Origin of the sequence: Streptococcus dysgalactiae subsp. dysgalactiae (assembly GCF_900459225.1) — a bacterium.
GTDB lineage: Bacteria > Bacillota > Bacilli > Lactobacillales > Streptococcaceae > Streptococcus > Streptococcus dysgalactiae.
The window spans coordinates 1,843,270-1,861,398 of the sequence record NZ_UHFH01000003.1 but is presented as its reverse complement, the minus strand read 5'-3'; the positions used below and the strand labels follow the sequence as shown (position 1 = coordinate 1,861,398).

Below are 18,129 nucleotides of genomic sequence, written 5' to 3'. Positions count from 1 at the left end.
ATAAGAAATCTCGATTAGGAGGGTGCCTTTGGGCACATTCAAGATGCAAGATAAATTAATTATTCATGGGGCAAGAGCCCACAATTTAAAAAATATTGACGTGGAAATTCCACGAGACAAATTAGTTGTCGTGACAGGGTTATCAGGTTCAGGAAAATCTAGTCTAGCCTTTGATACTATTTATGCGGAAGGGCAACGTCGTTACGTAGAAAGTTTATCAGCTTACGCTAGGCAATTCTTGGGTAATATGGAAAAACCAGATGTGGATTCCATTGACGGTCTTAGCCCTGCTATTTCCATTGACCAAAAAACCACCAGTAAGAACCCTCGCTCAACGGTTGGTACGGTTACGGAAATCAATGATTATTTACGTCTACTATATGCGCGTGTAGGCACACCTTACTGTATCAATGGGCATGGTGCTATCACGGCGTCTTCTGTGGAGCAAATTGTTGAACAGGTCTTGGCCCTCCCTGAACGGACACGAATGCAGATTTTAGCTCCTATTGTTCGTCGGAAGAAGGGGCAACACAAAACAGTTTTTGAGAAAATTCAAAAAGACGGCTATGTCCGTGTGCGCGTTGACGGGGATATTTTTGACGTGACAGAAGTGCCAGAGTTGTCCAAAAGTAAGATGCATAACATTGAGGTGGTTATTGACCGTCTGGTTAATAAGGATAGCATTCGCAGTCGATTATTTGATTCCATTGAAGCAGCTTTAAGGCTGGGAGATGGTTATGTCGTCATTGATACTATGGATGGCAGTGAATTGCTCTTTTCTGAGCACTATTCTTGTCCTGTCTGTGGGTTTACGATTCCTGAATTGGAGCCAAGACTCTTCTCCTTTAATGCGCCGTTCGGCTCTTGTCCAACCTGTGATGGGCTGGGAATTAAACTGGAAGTGGATTTGGATTTGGTTGTTCCTGACCCAAGTAAGACGTTGAGAGAAGGAGCTTTGGCGCCTTGGAATCCTATTTCCTCCAATTATTACCCAACCATGCTTGAGCAAGCTATGGCGAGTTTTGGGGTGGATATGGATACACCTTTTGAGGCCTTGACTGAGGAAGAAAGAGATTTAGTTCTTTATGGTTCAGGGGACCGAGAATTTCATTTTCACTATGTGAATGATTTTGGTGGTGAGCGGAACATTGATATTCCTTTTGAAGGGGTTGTGACCAATGTTCATCGCCGTTATCACGAAACTAATAGTGATTATACGCGCAATGTGATGCGTGGTTATATGAACGAATTGACCTGTGCGACTTGTCATGGTTACCGTTTGAATGACCAAGCTTTGTGTGTGCATGTGGGTGGCGAAAAAGGACCTCATATTGGTCAAATTTCAGAATTATCTATTGCCGACCACTTGCAGTTGTTGGAAGGATTGGAACTCACAGAAAATGAAAGTGCCATTGCTAAACCGATTGTCAAAGAAATCCATGACCGTCTGACATTCTTAAATAATGTGGGACTGAATTATCTGACCTTGTCACGAGCTGCTGGGACTTTATCAGGTGGTGAAAGTCAACGAATCAGGTTGGCAACACAAATTGGTTCTAACCTATCAGGGGTGCTCTATATTTTGGATGAGCCTTCTATTGGATTGCATCAAAGAGACAATGACCGTTTGATTGAAAGTCTGAAAAAGATGCGTGATTTGGGTAATACCTTAATTGTGGTAGAACACGATGAAGACACCATGATGCAAGCGGATTGGCTGATTGATGTGGGGCCAGGGGCAGGTGAGTTCGGTGGAGAAATTATTGCCTCTGGAACGCCGAAACAAGTGGCTAGGAATAAAAAATCCATCACAGGTCAATATTTGTCTGGTAAAAAATTCATTCCAGTGCCTTTAGAGCGCCGTTCTGGTAATGGCCGATTCATTGAAATAAAAGGAGCAGCACAGAACAATCTTCAACACCTTGATGTTAGATTCCCTCTCGGCAAATTTATTGCTGTTACAGGGGTCTCGGGTTCCGGTAAGTCTACCTTGGTTAATAGTATTTTGAAAAAGGCTGTCGCTCAGAAACTTCATCGCAATACCGACAAGCCTGGGAAGTATCAGTCTATTTCTGGTATTGAACATATTGAACGGTTGATTGACATCGATCAAAGTCCGATTGGGAGGACGCCGCGCTCAAATCCAGCAACTTATACAGGGGTCTTTGATGATATTCGAGACTTGTTTGCTCAAACCAATGAAGCTAAGATTCGTGGCTACAAAAAAGGACGTTTCTCTTTTAATGTCAAGGGTGGGCGTTGTGAAGCTTGTTCAGGTGATGGGATTATCAAGATTGAAATGCACTTTTTGCCAGATGTTTATGTGCCATGTGAGGTTTGTCACGGCAGGCGGTATAATTCTGAAACACTTGAAGTGCATTACAAAGGAAAAAATATCGCAGAAGTCCTTGATATGACTGTGGATGATGCCTTGGTATTCTTCTCTGCTATTCCTAAAATTGCTCGAAAAATTCAAACGATTAAGGATGTTGGACTTGGTTATGTGACCTTAGGTCAACCAGCTACCACTCTCTCTGGGGGAGAAGCACAGCGGATGAAGTTGGCTAGTGAATTGCACAAGCGGTCGACAGGAAAGAGTCTGTATATCTTGGACGAACCAACGACTGGCTTGCATACAGATGATATCGCAAGGCTTTTGAAGGTATTAGAACGCTTTGTAGACGATGGCAATACGGTTCTTGTGATTGAGCATAACTTGGATGTTATTAAGTCTGCCGACCATATCATTGACTTAGGGCCAGAAGGCGGTGTTGGTGGAGGTCAGATTATTGCGACGGGGACACCAGAAGAGGTTGCTGAAGCCAAAGAAAGTTATACTGGTCATTATTTGAAAGTCAAATTATTATAGTGAAAAAATCCAGTGTTAAACTGGATTTTTTATTGAGTGAGAAAAATAATAATATCCTCTTTACTAACTAGACTTGGCTTCTCGAGGGTTTTAGTGAGATAATTAGATTGGAATCGTGACAGATTAGGTACAGTAGTTATATGATAATGGTTTCTGAAAGTTTTTAAGTCTAAATTAAGAGACATACTTTCGGAATTCAGATAATAAATGGGTATTTTGGATTCTTGTGTTGCTTTTATTAAACGAGGCATGAAGCGTCTACAATGAGAACATGTTGCCCGCCCTGTGTAGAGATAAAATGTTTTATTGTTTGCCATCATGGTTTGTATCTCACTAATAGAGACCGATTTTAAGAAATGACTGCTTTTTTGATAAGACGAGATAGCCTTAGCTTCATTATCTGATAAATAGTCTTTAGCGGTAACATGGCTAATATTAGGCTGTAAAAGTGTCAGTAACAATATGAATATCAAAAGCGATCGTTTTTTAATCATTCACAAGCCCAACCATCGTGATCACGATCTAAATGTGTTGCGTAACCGGGTTGCCCCTGTTGAATAGGCGCTGCTCCAGCGCTCCGCATTTCAGTGCAGTTAGCATAGTAAGTGCGAGGTGTTTGAGCAAATTGTTGTTGTGTTGCTACAGCTGCCTGCGCCTCGTGTTCCTGTGCTTCACGAGTCTCTATTGCAGAAACTACCGCGTTTATACGATTAGTGAAAGCAGTTTTCTTGTCAACATCTGAAAGAAGATTAACTTTAGCTTGAGCGCTACCAATATTATCGCGAATTTGATTATTTTCAAGTTGCTGAATGGCTATTTCAGCATTGTTTGCAGCCGCTTGTTGAACTTCTTGGTCTTCGATTGCCTTTGTCACTGAATCAATACGATTACGTAGAGCATTTCGCTTATTAGTATTAGAAACAAGGTTTACTTTTTGTTTAGCACTTTCGATCAAATGTTTGGTCTTCTTGATTTCTAATTCTTTAATGGTAGCTTCTGTAAAATAGATAGCTTGTTCTAAAATATTAAATTGTCTTTGTAGTGATTCCTTATCTTTCGAATGTTTGACTTGTCCGATGGCTTCTCTTGCTTTTTCCAGATTCGTTCGATTAGTATCTTTTTCTAAAGTAATAAGTGCACGCTGAGCTTTTTGGACTTTTCTGTTTTCGTTTTGAGAAATCTGTTTTTTTGATTGCTTCTCTGGTTTCTGAGATGCTTTACTAATTGCAGTTTGAGCCAACAACTATAGCTGTAATCGCATAGTTTCGTCGTTTGTTATCAGGTCTTTTTTTAGTATAAAACCATAATCCGATAATTCCTGCAACTAAAATAAAAGGCATTAGCATTAAAAGGATGCTAAGGACAATGATTCCTAGTATAAAGTACAAAATAATGGCGAGACAACCTTTGTGTTTCATTTTTGAATTCATCCCTTGGTTTTTATGTTAATTTTACACTTTTTAATTTTTTATGTAAACGTTTATTTAAAAAAGATATCATTTTTAGAACTTTCATTTTAGATAATCAATCTATCTTTTGAAATGCTTACTAGCTATTAGGTACCTTTTCATGCTACAATATTCTCAAAAGTTATCAAAGGAGTTAGCTATGTCAGGATTTTTAGAACATCGATTACGTCAATGCCAAAAGTTGATGTCAGAGAAGGGACTAGAGGCTCTTCTGGTTACTCATTTAACCAATATTTACTACCTGACAGGTTTTTCGGGGACTGCAGCTACTGTTTTAATAACAGCCAGTCGTCGTGTTTTCATCACAGACTCACGTTATACTTTGATTGCTAAAGCTAGCGTTCAAGGCTTTGATATTATCGAAAGCCGCACGCCGCTCAAGGTTGTGGCAGAATTGTTAGAGGCTGATAGAGTAGATTCCCTTGGTTTTGAAGACCAAGTTGCCTTTTCGTTTTATCAGACCATACAAACAGAACTGTCAGGAATAACCTTGCTTGCTCAGTCAGGCTTTATGGAGACATTACGTCTCATTAAGGATACTTCTGAAATCGAGACCATTACTACAGCTTGCTCGATCTCTGACAAGGCATTTGAAGATGCCCTTGATTTTATTAAACCAGGGACAACCACTGAACGTGACCTTGCTAATTTTTTAGATTTCCGCATGCGTCAGTATGGTGCTACCGGAACGTCATTTGATACCATTGCAGCTTCAGGCTATCGCTCTGCTATGCCTCATGGACGCGCCAGTGACAAGGTTATCCAGAATGGAGAGAGCTTGACCATGGATTTTGGTTGCTACTACAACCACTATGTTAGTGATATGACGAGGACCATTCATATTGGCCAAGTTACTGATGAAGAACGTGAGATTTATGCTCTTGTTCTGGCTGCTAATAAGGCTCTCATTGATAAAGCTAGCGCTGGCATGACTTATAGCAACTTTGACGGTATTCCGCGCCAACTCATCACGGAGGCTGGTTATGGTAGCCACTTCACACATGGCATTGGTCATGGTATCGGGCTTGACATTCATGAGAATCCGTTTTTTGGGAAATCTGAGCAACTTCTTCAAGCAGGAATGGTGGTAACAGACGAGCCAGGAATCTATCTGGATAATAAATATGGCGTCCGTATTGAAGATGACTTGGTCATCACAGAAACTGGTTGTCAAGTATTGACCTTGGCACCAAAGGAACTGATTGTGTTGTAAATTATCTTAGGGAAGGATTAGAAGGGCGAAGCAATGACAAGTCGTTTATCATGGCAAGATTACTTTATGGCCAATGCAGAGCTTATTTCCAAACGCTCTACTTGTGACCGCGCTTTTGTGGGAGCTGTTTTGGTAAAGGATAATCGTATTATTGCCACGGGTTATAATGGTGGTGTTTCTGCCACAGATAATTGTAATGAAGCGGGTCATTATATGGAAGATGGGCATTGCATCAGGACAGTTCATGCTGAAATGAATGCTTTGATTCAATGTGCCAAAGAAGGGATTTCGACTGACGGAACTGAAATTTATGTAACGCACTTTCCCTGTATCAACTGTACCAAGGCTCTGCTGCAGGCTGGGATTAAAAAGATTACTTACAAAGCACATTATCGTCCACACCCGTTTGCGATTGAACTAATGGAGAAAAAGGGAGTTGCGTACGTGCAACATGACGTGCCTCACATCATTTTGGGTGGTAAGGAAGGACCTAATGATTAGCTTGGGCGAATGGTCATAAAAGATTTGAGCCTAGGGCGCTTTTGTGGTAAAATGAAGTGATAATATTTTAGTAAGAGGTAAATAATAATGATTGAAGCAAGTAAGCTTAAAGCCGGTATGACATTCGAATCAGAAGGAAAATTAATTCGTGTCCTTGAAGCTAGCCACCATAAACCAGGTAAAGGAAACACAATCATGCGTATGAAATTGCGTGATGTGCGTACAGGGTCTACCTTTGACACAACTTACCGCCCAGATGAAAAATTTGAGCAAGCTATCATTGAAACTGTTCCAGCACAATACCTATATAAAATGGATGACACTGCTTACTTCATGAATACTGACACTTACGATCAGTACGAAATTCCAGTTGCTAACGTTGAGCAAGAGTTGCTTTACATTCTTGAAAACTCAGACGTTAAAATCCAATTCTATGGAAGTGAAGTGATTGGAGTGACTGTTCCAACAACCGTTGAATTGACTGTTGCCGAAACACAACCATCTATCAAAGGAGCAACTGTCACAGGTTCTGGTAAACCTGCAACTCTTGAAACAGGTCTTGTGGTCAACGTTCCAGACTTTATCGAAGCTGGTCAAAAACTAATCATCAACACTGCAGAAGGTACTTACGTTTCTCGTGCTTAATCCTTTGTCAGAACAGGTTAGTCTAAAGAAGAGAAAGGAAATGCTATGACAACTGAACATATCGGTGAAATCGTTATTTCACCACGAGTACTTGAGGTTATTACTGGGATTGCTACCACACAAGTTGAAGGCGTTCATTCCCTTCATAACAAAAAAATGGCAGATAGCTTTAATAAAGCAAGTCTAGGCAAAGGGGTTTACCTTCAAACACAAGAAGACGATAGCGTAACTGCAGATATCTATGTTTATTTGCAATATGGTGTTAAGGTTCCTACGGTCTCTATGGCTATTCAAAAAGCTGTTAAATCAGCGGTGTATGATATGGCAGAAGTGAAAATCTCAGCGGTCAATATCCATGTCGAAGGAATTGTTCCTGAGAAGACACCAAAACCAGATTTGAAGTCACTGTTTGATGAGGATTTTTTGGATGACTAAAAGTTTTCAAAATTCAAGAAGAGACTTACGTGAGCGTGCTTTTCAAGCCTTGTTCAGCATGGAAATGGGTGGTGATTTCTTAGTTGCCTCTCAATTTGCTTATGACTATGATAAGGTCGTGGATGAAGGCAATGAGGCTTTGGAATTGCCAATTTTCTTATTAAATCTTGTCAACGGGGTTAACGATCACAAAGAAGAGCTTGATCGCACGATTTCAGAACATTTGAAGACGGGTTGGTCATTAGAACGCTTAACGGTGACTGATAAAACCTTGTTACGTTTAGGACTTTTTGAAATCAAGTATTTCAACGAGACACCTGACCGTGTGGCCTTAAATGAAATTATTGAGGTTGCTAAAAAATATTCTGATGAAACGTCTGCCAAATTTATTAATGGCTTGCTTAGCCAATTTGTTTCAGAAGCTTCTTCAGCAAGTAACTAAAGATAAATCGGACCAATCTTAAATTGGTCCGATTTTGTGTTGTCTTGTGACTATCAAAAAAGCAAACAGGCTGCTCTCGTCTTTTTAAAGAGTTCTCCGGTTTGCTTTTTTTAGAGTAATTTCTGAGGGACACTAAATGCTTTCTCCTGGGAGTAAGGTAATTGGCAAAATATAATCCTTGCTGGTTTTCTCTCCCTTAATTTTTTTGAGAAGTACCTCGACGCTGAGTTTTGCGATTTCTTCGATAGGTTGCTTGATGGTTGCTAATTGAGGAACATATTGTTCCACAAAAGTAGTGCCGTCATAACCAATTATTTTCATGTCTTGTGGGATAGCGATGTCTAGCTGCTTGGCGACCTTCATGATTAAAATAGCAGTGAGATCGTCCGAAACAAAGAGACCGTCAGGTTTTCGGGTTGCCAAAATAGATTTGATTTCCATTTCACGGCGGATAGGGGAGAGGTCGTTTGGTAATTTGATGATTTCAGCACTTCGTTTCAGTTGGTAGTTAAAACCTAATTGACGAAGACCCGTCGGCGATTCGGAATTGTCGTTACCTGTAATCATGATAATTTTTTGACAGCCATGTTTTTGTAAGGTTTGGGCTGCTAGTTTTCCGCCTTCAAAATTATCTGAGGCAACGATTGGAATGTTAGGAGCCAAATTACGGTCAAAGGCTACAATTGGTGCTTCGACACGCTCGTAATCATCAATACCTAGATTGTGACTAGAGGAAATGATACCATCTACTTGATTAGCGGCGAGCATTTCTAAGTATTCGCGTTCTTTGACAGGATTGTGTTCGCTGTTGCAAATAATAGTTTTGTAGCCGTGTTTAAACAATTCAATTTCTAGATGTTCGATAAGCTCGGCATAAAAGATATTACTGATATTAGGAAAAATTAGACCGATGAGCTGAGCTGATTTTCCTTGTAAACTTCTGGCTAGGTTATTGGGCTTATACCCCAATTCTCGCATGGCCTTGTTGACCTTATCCACTGTTTTTTGAGATAAGTAGCCCTTTTTGTTGATCACACGTGACACCGTTGTCGGACTGACCCCTGCCAAGGCTGCTACGTCTGTTAATTTTGCCACCACTTGCCTAATACCTCATTTCATAATAATACCCAGAGATGTGTCCCTCCAATAATTGGATTCCTGTTTGCCCCTGATGTGGAAAGACACGGCTGGTGAGAACCCTTTGTCCTTGGTTAACAAAGATTTCAAGGATAGCCTTATCCACATAGATATTAAGTGTAACACGGTCTTGAGGCATTTGGCAAGAGCGCACGGTACCATAATCCTGGGCGTATTGGATCCCAGCTTTACTTCGATCAATGCTGATTTGCCCTTGGTCTGTATCTATCGTTAGGGTTAGCCCATTGCCAGCTTGGTCTGCAAATAAGACTAAGCTGACTTTTTCTTGGCTCGGAATCGCCAATTCCAATTCGTAACAGTTGGAACTGTCTATTTTATTATGGAATAATTCTGCCGGCCCTCGAAGCTCTTTTAGGGCTGAAACAGGTGCTTGATAGAGAATGCCGTCTCTAATCCTTAATTCTTTTACTAAGCTAAGAGCTCCTTGATAGTCATAAGAATCTGTTGGGTAATCAATATCTGGTAGCCCAATCCATGATACAGCTAAAGCCTTGCCATCTGGAGCATTAAAGGCTTGAGTAGCATAAGTCTCAAACCCAAAATCAAGGTTTTGCAGGGGACCACCTCCCAGCAATTCGCCAGTTTCTGGATTGAAGTCTTTGAAGATTTTATAGGTATTGGGGTAGATATTTTGATAATCTAATTCGGACTTGGCTAGTCCTTGTGGGCTGAAGATCAAGACGGGTTTGTCGTCGACAAAGACAAGATTAGGGCATTCGATCATGTACTCCGTACCAGAATCGTCAAAGTCCAAGTCGGCGATAAATTGCCAGTTATCTACATGATTGTCTACAGCTTTGTAAAGTTTGACTTTCCCTTTGCCATCTAAACCTTGAGCTCCGATAATGGCATAAAAGTGCCCTTGATAAGAAAAAACCTGCGGGTCTCGGAAGTGTTCGGTCACGTCATCAGGTTGTTCAATCAATACCTGTGGAATTTTGGAAATATTTCCTTGTTTATCCATCCACGCGCCAACCTGTAATGGTGTTCTGACCCAATTGGCATCTCGAACATTACCAGTATAAAAGAGAAAAAGCCTGTCATCAATGGCATAAGCAGAGCCGGAATAAGCACCATGGCTATCGTGAGGATGATCTGGCAAAAGACGGCTCCCTGTTTCCGTAAAATGGACAAGGTCTGTGGAGGTCATGTGTACCCATTGCTTCAAACCATGAGCAGCGCCATAAGGCCAATTTTGATAAAAGAGGTGGAAACGACCATCGAAATAAGAGAAGCCATTGGGGTCGTTGAGTAGTCCTGTTCGGGGCTCAACGTGAAACCGACTTCTCCAAGGAGATTGGGCTATTTTTTTGATGATGGCCTCATAGTCTTTTTGGCTCCATTCCTCATAGGGGCGGTAGCGGACAGCTTGTGGTAGATCCATAAGAAAGCTCCTTGTTTGACAGTTATTGTTATTAATATACTAAACGTTTTCTCTTTAAAAATCAACAATTTAATGCAAATAAAACAAAAATATGTTAAACGCTTGACATAAAAAATATTAGTGATAAAATGATAGTCAAGAAGTGAAGCGGATTCACTACCGTCGGTCAAGTAGGTTCTCAGCAGCAAAGCTTGTAGAATTGGTGAAGGCTGACACCAAATGAAAAAGGAGATGTTGTAGCCATGGATAATCGTCAGATTGCAACTGAAGTGATTGAGGCTTTAGGTGGCCGAGAAAATGTGAGAAGTGTTGCCCACTGTGCAACTCGCCTTCGCGTGATGGTTCATGATGAAGGAAGAATTGATAAAGAAAAAGCAGAAGCTATTGATAAAGTAAAGGGAGCTTTCTTTAACTCTGGTCAATATCAGATGATTTTTGGGACAGGTACCGTCAATAAAATTTATGACGAAGTCGTTGCTCTTGGTTTACCAACATCATCTACTAGTGAGCAAAAGGCAGAAGCTGCTAAGCAGGGCAATGTGTTCCAACGGGCGATTCGTACGTTTGGGGATGTGTTTGTTCCTATTATTCCAGCTATTGTGGCAACAGGTCTCTTTATGGGTGTTCGTGGCTTGGTGACTCAGCCAGCCATCATGGATTTGTTTGGGGTACATGAATACGGAGAAAACTTCCTCATGTATACCCGCATCCTAACGGATACTGCCTTTGTCTACTTGCCAGCCTTAGTGGCTTGGTCAGCCTTTAGGGTATTTGGGGGTAACCCTATTATCGGTATTGTTTTAGGCTTGATGTTGGTTTCCAATGAATTGCCAAACGCCTGGGTAGTTGCCTCTGGTGGGGATGTTAAACCACTTACTTTCTTTGGATTCGTTCCTGTTGTTGGTTACCAGGGAACTGTGTTGCCAGCCTTCTTTGTTGGTCTGGTAGGGGCGAAACTGGAGAAATGGTTACATAAACGAGTGCCAGAAGCTTTGGACTTATTGGTCACACCATTTTTAACGTTTGCTATTATGAGTGCTTTAGGGTTATTCATTATTGGACCAGTCTTTCATTCTCTTGAAAACCTTGTTCTGGCTAGTACACAGGCTGTCTTGCATTTGCCGTTTGGTATTGCAGGCTTGATTGTTGGGGGAATCCAACAATTAATCGTAGTGACTGGTATTCACCATATCTTTAACTTCCTAGAAGCGCAGCTGATTGCCAATACTGGAAAAGATCCTTTCAATGCTTACCTAACAGCAGCAACAGCTGCTCAAGCTGGAGCTACCTTAGCTGTTGCTGTTAAAACCAAATCAACAAAACTAAAAGGTCTGGCCTTTCCATCAACCTTGTCAGCTCTTTTAGGGATTACTGAACCAGCTATTTTTGGGGTCAATCTCCGTTATCCAAAAGTCTTTGTTTCAGGTCTTATTGGTGGTGCCTTAGGTGGTTGGGTCGCTGGGCTCTTTGGCATTGCAGGAACTGGTTTTGGGATTACAGTCTTACCAGGAACTCTCCTCTACTTGAATGGCCAATTATTACAATACCTTATGACTATGCTTGTCGGTCTTGGGGTAGCCTTTGCGATGGCTTATACTTGGGGTTATCAAGATAGAGAAACCCTTCCGTTACCAGCTGTCGAAGTTGATCAAACGCCTGATCAGCCAGCCTTAGCAGAGGAAACTTTATATAGTCCTTTGAATGGAACAATTGTAGATTTAGCAGCTGTTTCAGACCCTGTTTTTTCATCAGGTGCTATGGGTCAAGGCTTAGCAATTAAGCCAGAAGATAATACCCTATACTCGCCAGTTGATGGCAAAGTTGAAATTGTCTTTGAAACAGGTCATGCTTACGCAATCACTTCAACACAGGGAGCAGAAATATTACTCCATATTGGCATTGAAACTGTTTCAATGGCGGGAGATGGTTTTGTTTCTCTTGTGACAGCAGGACAGATGGTTAAAAAAGGTGACCTTCTTGGACAGTTTGACTCTACCAAGATTGCGCAGGCAGGGTTGGATGATACAACGATGATAATCGTAACCAACAGTAACGACTACCACAACATTAATCTCCTAGCTCAAGGAAAAGTTGCGGTTGGTGATCAACTGGCAATTGTAAGATAAAGTGAAAAGAGTTGGATAATCAACTCTTTTTCCATGTAAGTGATGAAAAAATGACAAGAAAATGATAACATCCTAAAAACCTTAAATTTGTGTTATTTTACCTATACTTTGTACCTTGTTTTTTTTGAGAAGGTGTTGTTATACTATAGGCGAAATGACAAGGGTAATCATAAAAAGGAGAAAATATGGGAAAATTATATGGAAGTATTGAAGCTGGTGGGACAAAGTTTGTTTGTGATGTGGGTGATGAGGAGTTTACATGGGACGTTCAAGCCTTTTATATTGCTCAAGCAGTCCTACAAGCGACAATGCTCTATCGGCCACAAGTGATTATTTTTGGAGGTGGAGTTATGACGCAAGAACACATGGTGTTGCGCGTGTACGAAAAGTTTAAAACCCTCTTAAATGACTATCTTCCTGTCCCTGATTTGGCAGACTATATTGTCACGCCAGCAGTTGCTGATAATGGCTCTGCTACCTTGGGGAATTTTGCCTTAGCTAAATTGGCGGCAGAAGGCAAGTAGGAAATATCCTTGTTTGCAGGTTAGGAAAAAGAAAGCAGAGCTCAGCAGAACGTGCTATAATAAACAAAGAATACTATCAGAAACGAGGAAACTTATGTCAGAACCATTATTTCTAAAATCAACCATGCATGATAGAATTTGGGGAGGAACCAAGTTAAGAGATGTCTTTTCTTACGACATTCCAAGCGAAACAACTGGTGAGTATTGGGCTATTTCTGCTCATCCGAATGGTGTTTCCACAGTAACCAATGGGCATTATAAAGGCCAAACTCTAAACACATTATATGCTGATGAGCCTGCTTTATTTGGTAATCCTAAAGAAGAGGTCTTTCCTTTATTGACTAAGATTTTGGACGCTAATGACTGGCTAAGTGTCCAAGTTCATCCTGATGATGCTTATGGACTTGAGCGTGAAGGGGAATTAGGCAAGACAGAATGCTGGTATATTATTTCTGCCGAAGAAGGCTCAGAGATTGTTTATGGCCATCAAGCCAAGTCTAAAGAAGAACTTCGTACCATGATTGAAGCTGGCGAGTGGGATGATTTACTGAGTCGCATACCAGTCAAAGCAGGAGATTTTTTCTATGTTCCGAGCGGCACTATGCATGCGATTGGCAAGGGTATTCTTATTTTAGAAACTCAGCAATCCTCTGATACCACTTATCGGGTGTATGATTTTGACCGCAAAGATGCCAATGGTAATCGTCGTGACCTACACATTGAAAAATCGATTGATGTTTTAACTATTGGTAAGCCTGAAAATAGCGTGCCTGCTACCATGGTTTTAGATAATATCACAGCAACAACCTTAGTATCAACACCATTTTTTACTGTTTACAAGTGGTTAACGACTCAAATGGTGGATATGAAACAGTCTGCCCCTTATCTGCTCGTTAGTGTCTTAAATGGTCAAGGAAAATTGTATGTTGACCAAGAGGCTTATGACCTGGAGAAAGGCATGCACTTTATCTTGCCAAACGATGTGAAGTCATGGTCATTCGATGGACAATTGGAAATGATTGTCAGTCATCCCAACCATCCGATGTAATTTCATGGCAGAAAAATGAGAAAAAAAGGAAGCGTTTTAGGCTTCCTTTTTCTTCGACATCTTTATCATGATTTCTTGAACTGCCTGCCTATTTATGTTAAAATGAAATGATTAGACGATCGAAAGGAAAGAGAATGGCCAATATTCTACGCAAAGTCATCGAAAATGACAAAGGCGAACTAAGAAAATTAGAAAAAATTGCAAGAAAAGTAGAATCTTACGCAGACCACATGGCGTCATTATCAGATAGAGATCTACAAGCAAAAACACCAGAATTTAAAGAGCGATATCAAAAAGGGGAAACCCTTGAACAATTACTTCCCGAAGCATTTGCTGTTGTCCGTGAAGCTTCAAAACGCGTGCTCGGTTTGTATCCATACCGTGTTCAAATCATGGGGGGAGTTGTCCTTCACAACGGAGATGTGCCTGAAATGCGTACCGGTGAAGGGAAAACCTTGACTGCGACCATGCCTGTTTACCTCAATGCCCTTGCAGGTGAAGGCGTTCACGTTATCACTGTAAACGAGTATTTGTCAACCCGTGATGCGACTGAAATGGGTGAAGTGTATAGTTGGCTAGGTCTTTCTGTGGGGATTAACTTAGCAGCGAAATCTCCGGCAGAAAAACGTGAAGCTTACAACTGTGACATTACCTACTCAACTAACTCTGAAGTCGGATTTGACTATTTGCGTGATAACATGGTTGTCCGTCAAGAGGATATGGTGCAGCGCCCGCTCAATTTTGCCTTAGTCGATGAAGTCGATTCCGTTTTGATTGACGAAGCGAGAACACCTTTGATTGTTTCAGGAGCTGTTAGCTCAGAAACCAATCAATTGTATATCCGTGCAGATATGTTTGTGAAAACCTTGACAGTAGATGATTACATCATTGACGTCCCAACCAAAACAATTGGTTTGAGTGATTCAGGGATTGACAAGGCGGAAAGTTACTTTAATTTAAACAATCTGTATGATATTGAAAATGTTGCTTTAACTCACTTTATTGATAATGCCCTTCGTGCTAACTATATCATGTTGTTAGACATTGATTATGTGGTCAGCGAAGAGGGTGAAATTCTCATTGTTGACCAATTTACTGGTCGTACGATGGAAGGTCGTCGTTTCTCAGATGGCTTGCACCAAGCTATTGAAGCCAAAGAAGGCGTTCGTATCCAAGAAGAATCAAAAACCAGCGCCTCAATTACCTACCAGAACATGTTCCGCATGTACAAAAAATTGGCAGGGATGACGGGTACCGCTAAAACTGAAGAAGAAGAATTCCGCGAAGTTTATAACATGCGCATTATTCCAATTCCAACTAACCGCCCAATTGCGCGTATTGACCACACGGACTTACTATACCCAACTCTAGAATCTAAGTTCAGAGCTGTGGTAGCAGATGTCAAAGCGCGTCATGATAAAGGACAACCAATCCTTGTTGGTACCGTTGCTGTTGAGACAAGTGACCTAATTTCTCGCAAATTGGTGGAGGCTGGTATTCCTCACGAAGTCTTAAATGCTAAAAATCACTTCAAAGAAGCACAAATCATTATGAATGCTGGCCAGCGTGGAGCGGTGACCATTGCCACTAATATGGCGGGTCGTGGTACCGATATTAAACTGGGTGAAGGCGTTCGTGAACTTGGTGGGCTTTGCGTGATTGGTACTGAACGTCATGAAAGCCGTCGTATTGATAACCAGCTTCGTGGCCGTTCAGGACGTCAAGGTGATCCAGGTGAGTCACAATTCTACCTATCACTAGAAGACGATTTGATGAGACGTTTTGGCTCAGACCGTATCAAGGCCTTTTTGGACCGTATGAAATTAGACGAAGAAGATACTGTCATCAAGTCAGGTATGTTGGCACGCCAAGTCGAATCTGCTCAAAAACGTGTTGAGGGGAACAACTACGATACTCGTAAACAAGTCTTGCAGTACGACGATGTGATGCGTGAGCAACGCGAGATTATTTACGCTAACCGTCGTGATGTTATCACTGCCAACCGTGACCTTGGTCCAGAAATCAAAGCTATGATTAAGCGCACCATTGACCGTGCGGTCGAGGCCCACTCACGTAGCAATCGTAAGGATGCTGTGGATGCGATTGTGACCTTTGCACGCACGTCACTTGTTCCCGAAGAATCTATCGGTGCTAAAGAGTTACGTGGCTTGAAAGATGATCAAATCAAAGAAACCCTCTATCAAAGAGCTCTTGCCATCTATGATCAACAAGTCTCAAAACTTCGCGATCAAGAAGCTATTATCGAATTCCAAAAAGTATTGATTTTGATGATTGTGGACAATAAGTGGACAGAACACATTGATGCTTTGGACCAGCTCCGCAATGCTGTTGGTCTGCGTGGTTATGCTCAAAATAACCCTGTGGTAGAGTATCAAGCAGAAGGTTTCAAAATGTTCCAGGACATGATTGGTGCCATTGAATTTGATGTGACCCGTACTATGATGAAAGCGCAAATTCACGAACAAGAACGTGAACGTGCGAGTCAACATGCCACAACAGCAGCACCTCAAAACATTCAATCACAGGCTTTTATCGACGATAGAGAGGGAGATGTTGATTTTTCAAAAGTTGAGCGTAATGCTGCCTGCCCATGTGGTTCAAGTAAAAAATTCAAAAATTGTCATGGCCGCAGAGCTTTCTAAAGACAGCACAGTAGCCTCATGACATGATTATGATACTAGAAAGAAGCTGGGAAATTTTCTCGGCTTCTCACTGTTTAGGTCTTTTTACCAAAAAACGAGATAAAGGGTGAGAAACAAAAAATGATTGTTGGACATGGAATAGATTTACAAGATATGTCAGCCGTTGAAAAGGCTTATCAAAGAAATCCTCGCTTTGCGCAAAAAGTATTGACCAAGCAAGAAATGGCTGTTTTTAAGGGATATCCTTATAAGCGTCAAATCAGTTATTTGGCGGGTCGTTGGGCAGGCAAGGAGGCCTTTGCCAAGGCTATGGGAACAGGTATTGGGCGGCTTACTTTTCAAGATATTGAAATCTTAAATGATGCCAAGGGACGTCCCTTATTAACCCAATCTCATTTTGAAGGCAGAGCATTTATCAGTATTTCACATAGCGGAGACTATGTGCAAGCCAGTGTTATTTTGGAGGAAAACAAATGATTTCGAGTTTCCATCGCCCAACAGTTGCAAGGGTCAATTTACAAGCTATTAAGGAGAATGTTGCCAGTGTCCAAGAGCATATTCCACTCGGGGTAAAAACGTATGCAGTTGTCAAGGCTGATGCTTATGGTCATGGTGCTGTCCAGGTGTCAAAAGCACTCCTCCCTCAAGTGGATGGGTACTGTGTGTCAAATCTTGATGAGGCCTTGCAATTACGTCAAGCAGGTATTGATAAAGAGATTTTAATTCTCGGGGTTTTGCTGCCAAATGAGCTAGAGTTGGCGATTACTCACCAGGTTACAGTGACAGTGGCTAGTTTAGAGTGGCTGGCGATGGCCAAGCAAGAATGGCCAGATTTGAAAGGGCTTAAGGTCCATATCAAAATTGATTCAGGCATGGGACGAATCGGACTTCGCTCAGTAACAGAAGTTGATAACCTGATTGCTGGTTTGAAGAGCATGGGGACAGAAGTTGAAGGGATTTTCACTCATTTTGCCACAGCTGATGAAGCTGATACCGTAAAGTTTGAGCAGCAATTGACTTTCTTTACCAATTTGGTTGATCAGCTTGCCGACAAGCCAAGTTTGGTTCATGCTAGCAATTCAGCGACTAGTCTTTGGCACAGTGAGACTATTTTTAATGCGGTTCGTTTAGGGATTGTCATGTATGGGTTAAACCCAAGCGGTTCAGAGTTAGCTCTGCCATTCCCCTTAAAAGAAGCCTTTAATTTAGAATCTGTCTTAGTACATGTTAAGGAAATCGCCCCTGGTGAGACGGTAGGCTATGGGGCGACCTACAAAGCTCAGACTAGGGAATATGTGGGGACGGTGCTCATTGGTTATGCAGATGGATGGACGCGGGATATGCAAGGCTTCACTGTGCTTGTTGAAGGACAAATCTGTGAAATCATTGGTCGGGTCTCTATGGACCAGATGACCATCCGCCTTCCTAGAGCCTATCCGCTTGGAACAAAGGTTACCCTGATTGGTCAAGACCAAGAAAAAGTGATTTCTGCAACAGATATCGCAAACTATCGTAACACTATTAATTATGAGGTTCTATGTCTCCTTAGTGATCGCATTCCAAGAGTGTATTAGAATAATAGTACAAAAAATGATTGCATTTTACTTCTGCTTAGTGTTATAATAAAGTCTAGAAAACTAGAAAGAAGCAGT

Annotated in this window: 14 protein-coding genes and 1 pseudogene; 12 read left to right on the top strand and 3 right to left on the bottom strand. The window is 41.4% G+C overall.

Annotation, left to right across the window (positions count from 1 at the left end; genetic code table 11):
* The first annotated feature begins 43 nt into the window (after window positions 1–43).
* Window positions 44–2,869: an excinuclease ABC subunit UvrA gene (gene uvrA / locus DYD17_RS09525; protein WP_115253124.1), complete on the top strand. Its 2,826-nt coding sequence runs from the start codon at window positions 44–46 to the stop codon at window positions 2,867–2,869.
* 490 nt (window positions 2,870–3,359) lie between these two features.
* Here the strand turns inward: uvrA and DYD17_RS09515 are convergent, their stop codons facing one another.
* A complete protein-coding gene (locus DYD17_RS09515) occupies window positions 3,360–4,109 on the bottom strand; it encodes an excalibur calcium-binding domain-containing protein (protein ID WP_236593270.1) in 750 nt (249 codons plus the stop codon).
* A 368-nt stretch (window positions 4,110–4,477) separates the two neighbouring features.
* Between DYD17_RS09515 and DYD17_RS09510 the strand changes: the two genes are divergently transcribed.
* The 5 genes from DYD17_RS09510 (at window position 4,478) to nusB (ending at window position 7,574) form a co-directional block, all read left to right on the top strand.
* Complete coding sequence (locus DYD17_RS09510; RefSeq protein ID WP_115276466.1) at window positions 4,478–5,551, top strand: M24 family metallopeptidase; 1,074 nt, start codon at window positions 4,478–4,480, stop codon at window positions 5,549–5,551.
* A gap of 33 nt (window positions 5,552–5,584) precedes the next feature.
* Window positions 5,585–6,052 (top strand): deoxycytidylate deaminase, encoded by a 468-nt coding sequence (locus DYD17_RS09505; RefSeq protein ID WP_003052653.1) that lies wholly within the window; start codon window positions 5,585–5,587, stop codon window positions 6,050–6,052.
* A gap of 87 nt (window positions 6,053–6,139) precedes the next feature.
* Window positions 6,140–6,697, top strand: coding sequence for an elongation factor P (gene efp, locus DYD17_RS09500; protein ID WP_002993230.1), 558 nt, complete (start codon window positions 6,140–6,142; stop codon window positions 6,695–6,697).
* A gap of 45 nt (window positions 6,698–6,742) precedes the next feature.
* Window positions 6,743–7,132: an Asp23/Gls24 family envelope stress response protein gene (locus DYD17_RS09495; RefSeq protein WP_003052647.1), complete on the top strand. Its 390-nt coding sequence runs from the start codon at window positions 6,743–6,745 to the stop codon at window positions 7,130–7,132.
* Window positions 7,125–7,574, top strand: coding sequence for a transcription antitermination factor NusB (nusB, locus tag DYD17_RS09490; protein ID WP_003052643.1), 450 nt, complete (start codon window positions 7,125–7,127; stop codon window positions 7,572–7,574). Before DYD17_RS09495 ends, nusB begins: the two co-directional genes overlap by 8 nt.
* 132 nt (window positions 7,575–7,706) lie before the next feature.
* On the opposite strand, the gene DYD17_RS09485 is transcribed toward nusB, so the two are convergent.
* Window positions 7,707–8,672 carry a LacI family DNA-binding transcriptional regulator gene (locus DYD17_RS09485; protein WP_003052639.1) on the bottom strand — a complete coding sequence of 322 codons (966 nt, stop codon included), beginning with the start codon at window positions 8,670–8,672 and terminating at the stop codon, window positions 7,707–7,709.
* A 4-nt stretch (window positions 8,673–8,676) separates the two neighbouring features.
* Complete coding sequence (locus DYD17_RS09480) at window positions 8,677–10,116, bottom strand: sucrose-6-phosphate hydrolase (RefSeq protein WP_115276465.1); 1,440 nt, start codon at window positions 10,114–10,116, stop codon at window positions 8,677–8,679.
* Window positions 10,117–10,358: 242 nt separating this feature from the next.
* Here DYD17_RS09480 and DYD17_RS09475 point away from each other — a divergent pair, with 242 nt between their 5' ends.
* The 6 genes and pseudogenes from DYD17_RS09475 (at window position 10,359) to alr (ending at window position 18,051) form a co-directional block, all read left to right on the top strand.
* Complete coding sequence (locus DYD17_RS09475) at window positions 10,359–12,242, top strand: sucrose-specific PTS transporter subunit IIBC (RefSeq protein ID WP_003052633.1); 1,884 nt, start codon at window positions 10,359–10,361, stop codon at window positions 12,240–12,242.
* Window positions 12,243–12,502: 260 nt separating this feature from the next.
* A pseudogene (locus tag DYD17_RS09470) lies at window positions 12,503–12,766 on the top strand (ROK family protein); the annotation flags it as partial.
* 94 nt (window positions 12,767–12,860) lie between these two features.
* Window positions 12,861–13,814 carry a mannose-6-phosphate isomerase, class I gene (gene manA / locus DYD17_RS09465; protein WP_115253121.1) on the top strand — a complete coding sequence of 318 codons (954 nt, stop codon included), beginning with the start codon at window positions 12,861–12,863 and terminating at the stop codon, window positions 13,812–13,814.
* A 134-nt stretch (window positions 13,815–13,948) separates the two neighbouring features.
* On the top strand, window positions 13,949–16,477 hold the full coding sequence (secA, locus tag DYD17_RS09460) for a preprotein translocase subunit SecA (RefSeq protein WP_115253120.1): 2,529 nt from the start codon (window positions 13,949–13,951) through the stop codon (window positions 16,475–16,477).
* Between the two features lie 120 nt (window positions 16,478–16,597).
* Window positions 16,598–16,954 (top strand): holo-ACP synthase, encoded by a 357-nt coding sequence (acpS, locus tag DYD17_RS09455; protein WP_003052615.1) that lies wholly within the window; start codon window positions 16,598–16,600, stop codon window positions 16,952–16,954.
* Window positions 16,951–18,051 carry an alanine racemase gene (gene alr, locus DYD17_RS09450; protein ID WP_115253119.1) on the top strand — a complete coding sequence of 367 codons (1,101 nt, stop codon included), beginning with the start codon at window positions 16,951–16,953 and terminating at the stop codon, window positions 18,049–18,051. Before acpS ends, alr begins: the two co-directional genes overlap by 4 nt.
* The last annotated feature ends 78 nt before the right edge of the window (window positions 18,052–18,129 follow it).

Coding starts and splice junctions, on each gene's coding strand:
- uvrA (WP_115253124.1), top strand. CDS start 44: ATGCAAGATAAATTAATTATTCATGGGGCAAGAGCCCACAATTTAAAA.
- DYD17_RS09510 (WP_115276466.1), top strand. CDS start 4,478: ATGTCAGGATTTTTAGAACATCGATTACGTCAATGCCAAAAGTTGATG.
- DYD17_RS09505 (WP_003052653.1), top strand. CDS start 5,585: ATGACAAGTCGTTTATCATGGCAAGATTACTTTATGGCCAATGCAGAG.
- efp (WP_002993230.1), top strand. CDS start 6,140: ATGATTGAAGCAAGTAAGCTTAAAGCCGGTATGACATTCGAATCAGAA.
- DYD17_RS09495 (WP_003052647.1), top strand. CDS start 6,743: ATGACAACTGAACATATCGGTGAAATCGTTATTTCACCACGAGTACTT.
- nusB (WP_003052643.1), top strand. CDS start 7,125: ATGACTAAAAGTTTTCAAAATTCAAGAAGAGACTTACGTGAGCGTGCT.
- DYD17_RS09480 (WP_115276465.1), bottom strand. CDS start 10,116: ATGGATCTACCACAAGCTGTCCGCTACCGCCCCTATGAGGAATGGAGC.
- DYD17_RS09475 (WP_003052633.1), top strand. CDS start 10,359: ATGGATAATCGTCAGATTGCAACTGAAGTGATTGAGGCTTTAGGTGGC.
- manA (WP_115253121.1), top strand. CDS start 12,861: ATGTCAGAACCATTATTTCTAAAATCAACCATGCATGATAGAATTTGG.
- secA (WP_115253120.1), top strand. CDS start 13,949: ATGGCCAATATTCTACGCAAAGTCATCGAAAATGACAAAGGCGAACTA.
- acpS (WP_003052615.1), top strand. CDS start 16,598: ATGATTGTTGGACATGGAATAGATTTACAAGATATGTCAGCCGTTGAA.
- alr (WP_115253119.1), top strand. CDS start 16,951: ATGATTTCGAGTTTCCATCGCCCAACAGTTGCAAGGGTCAATTTACAA.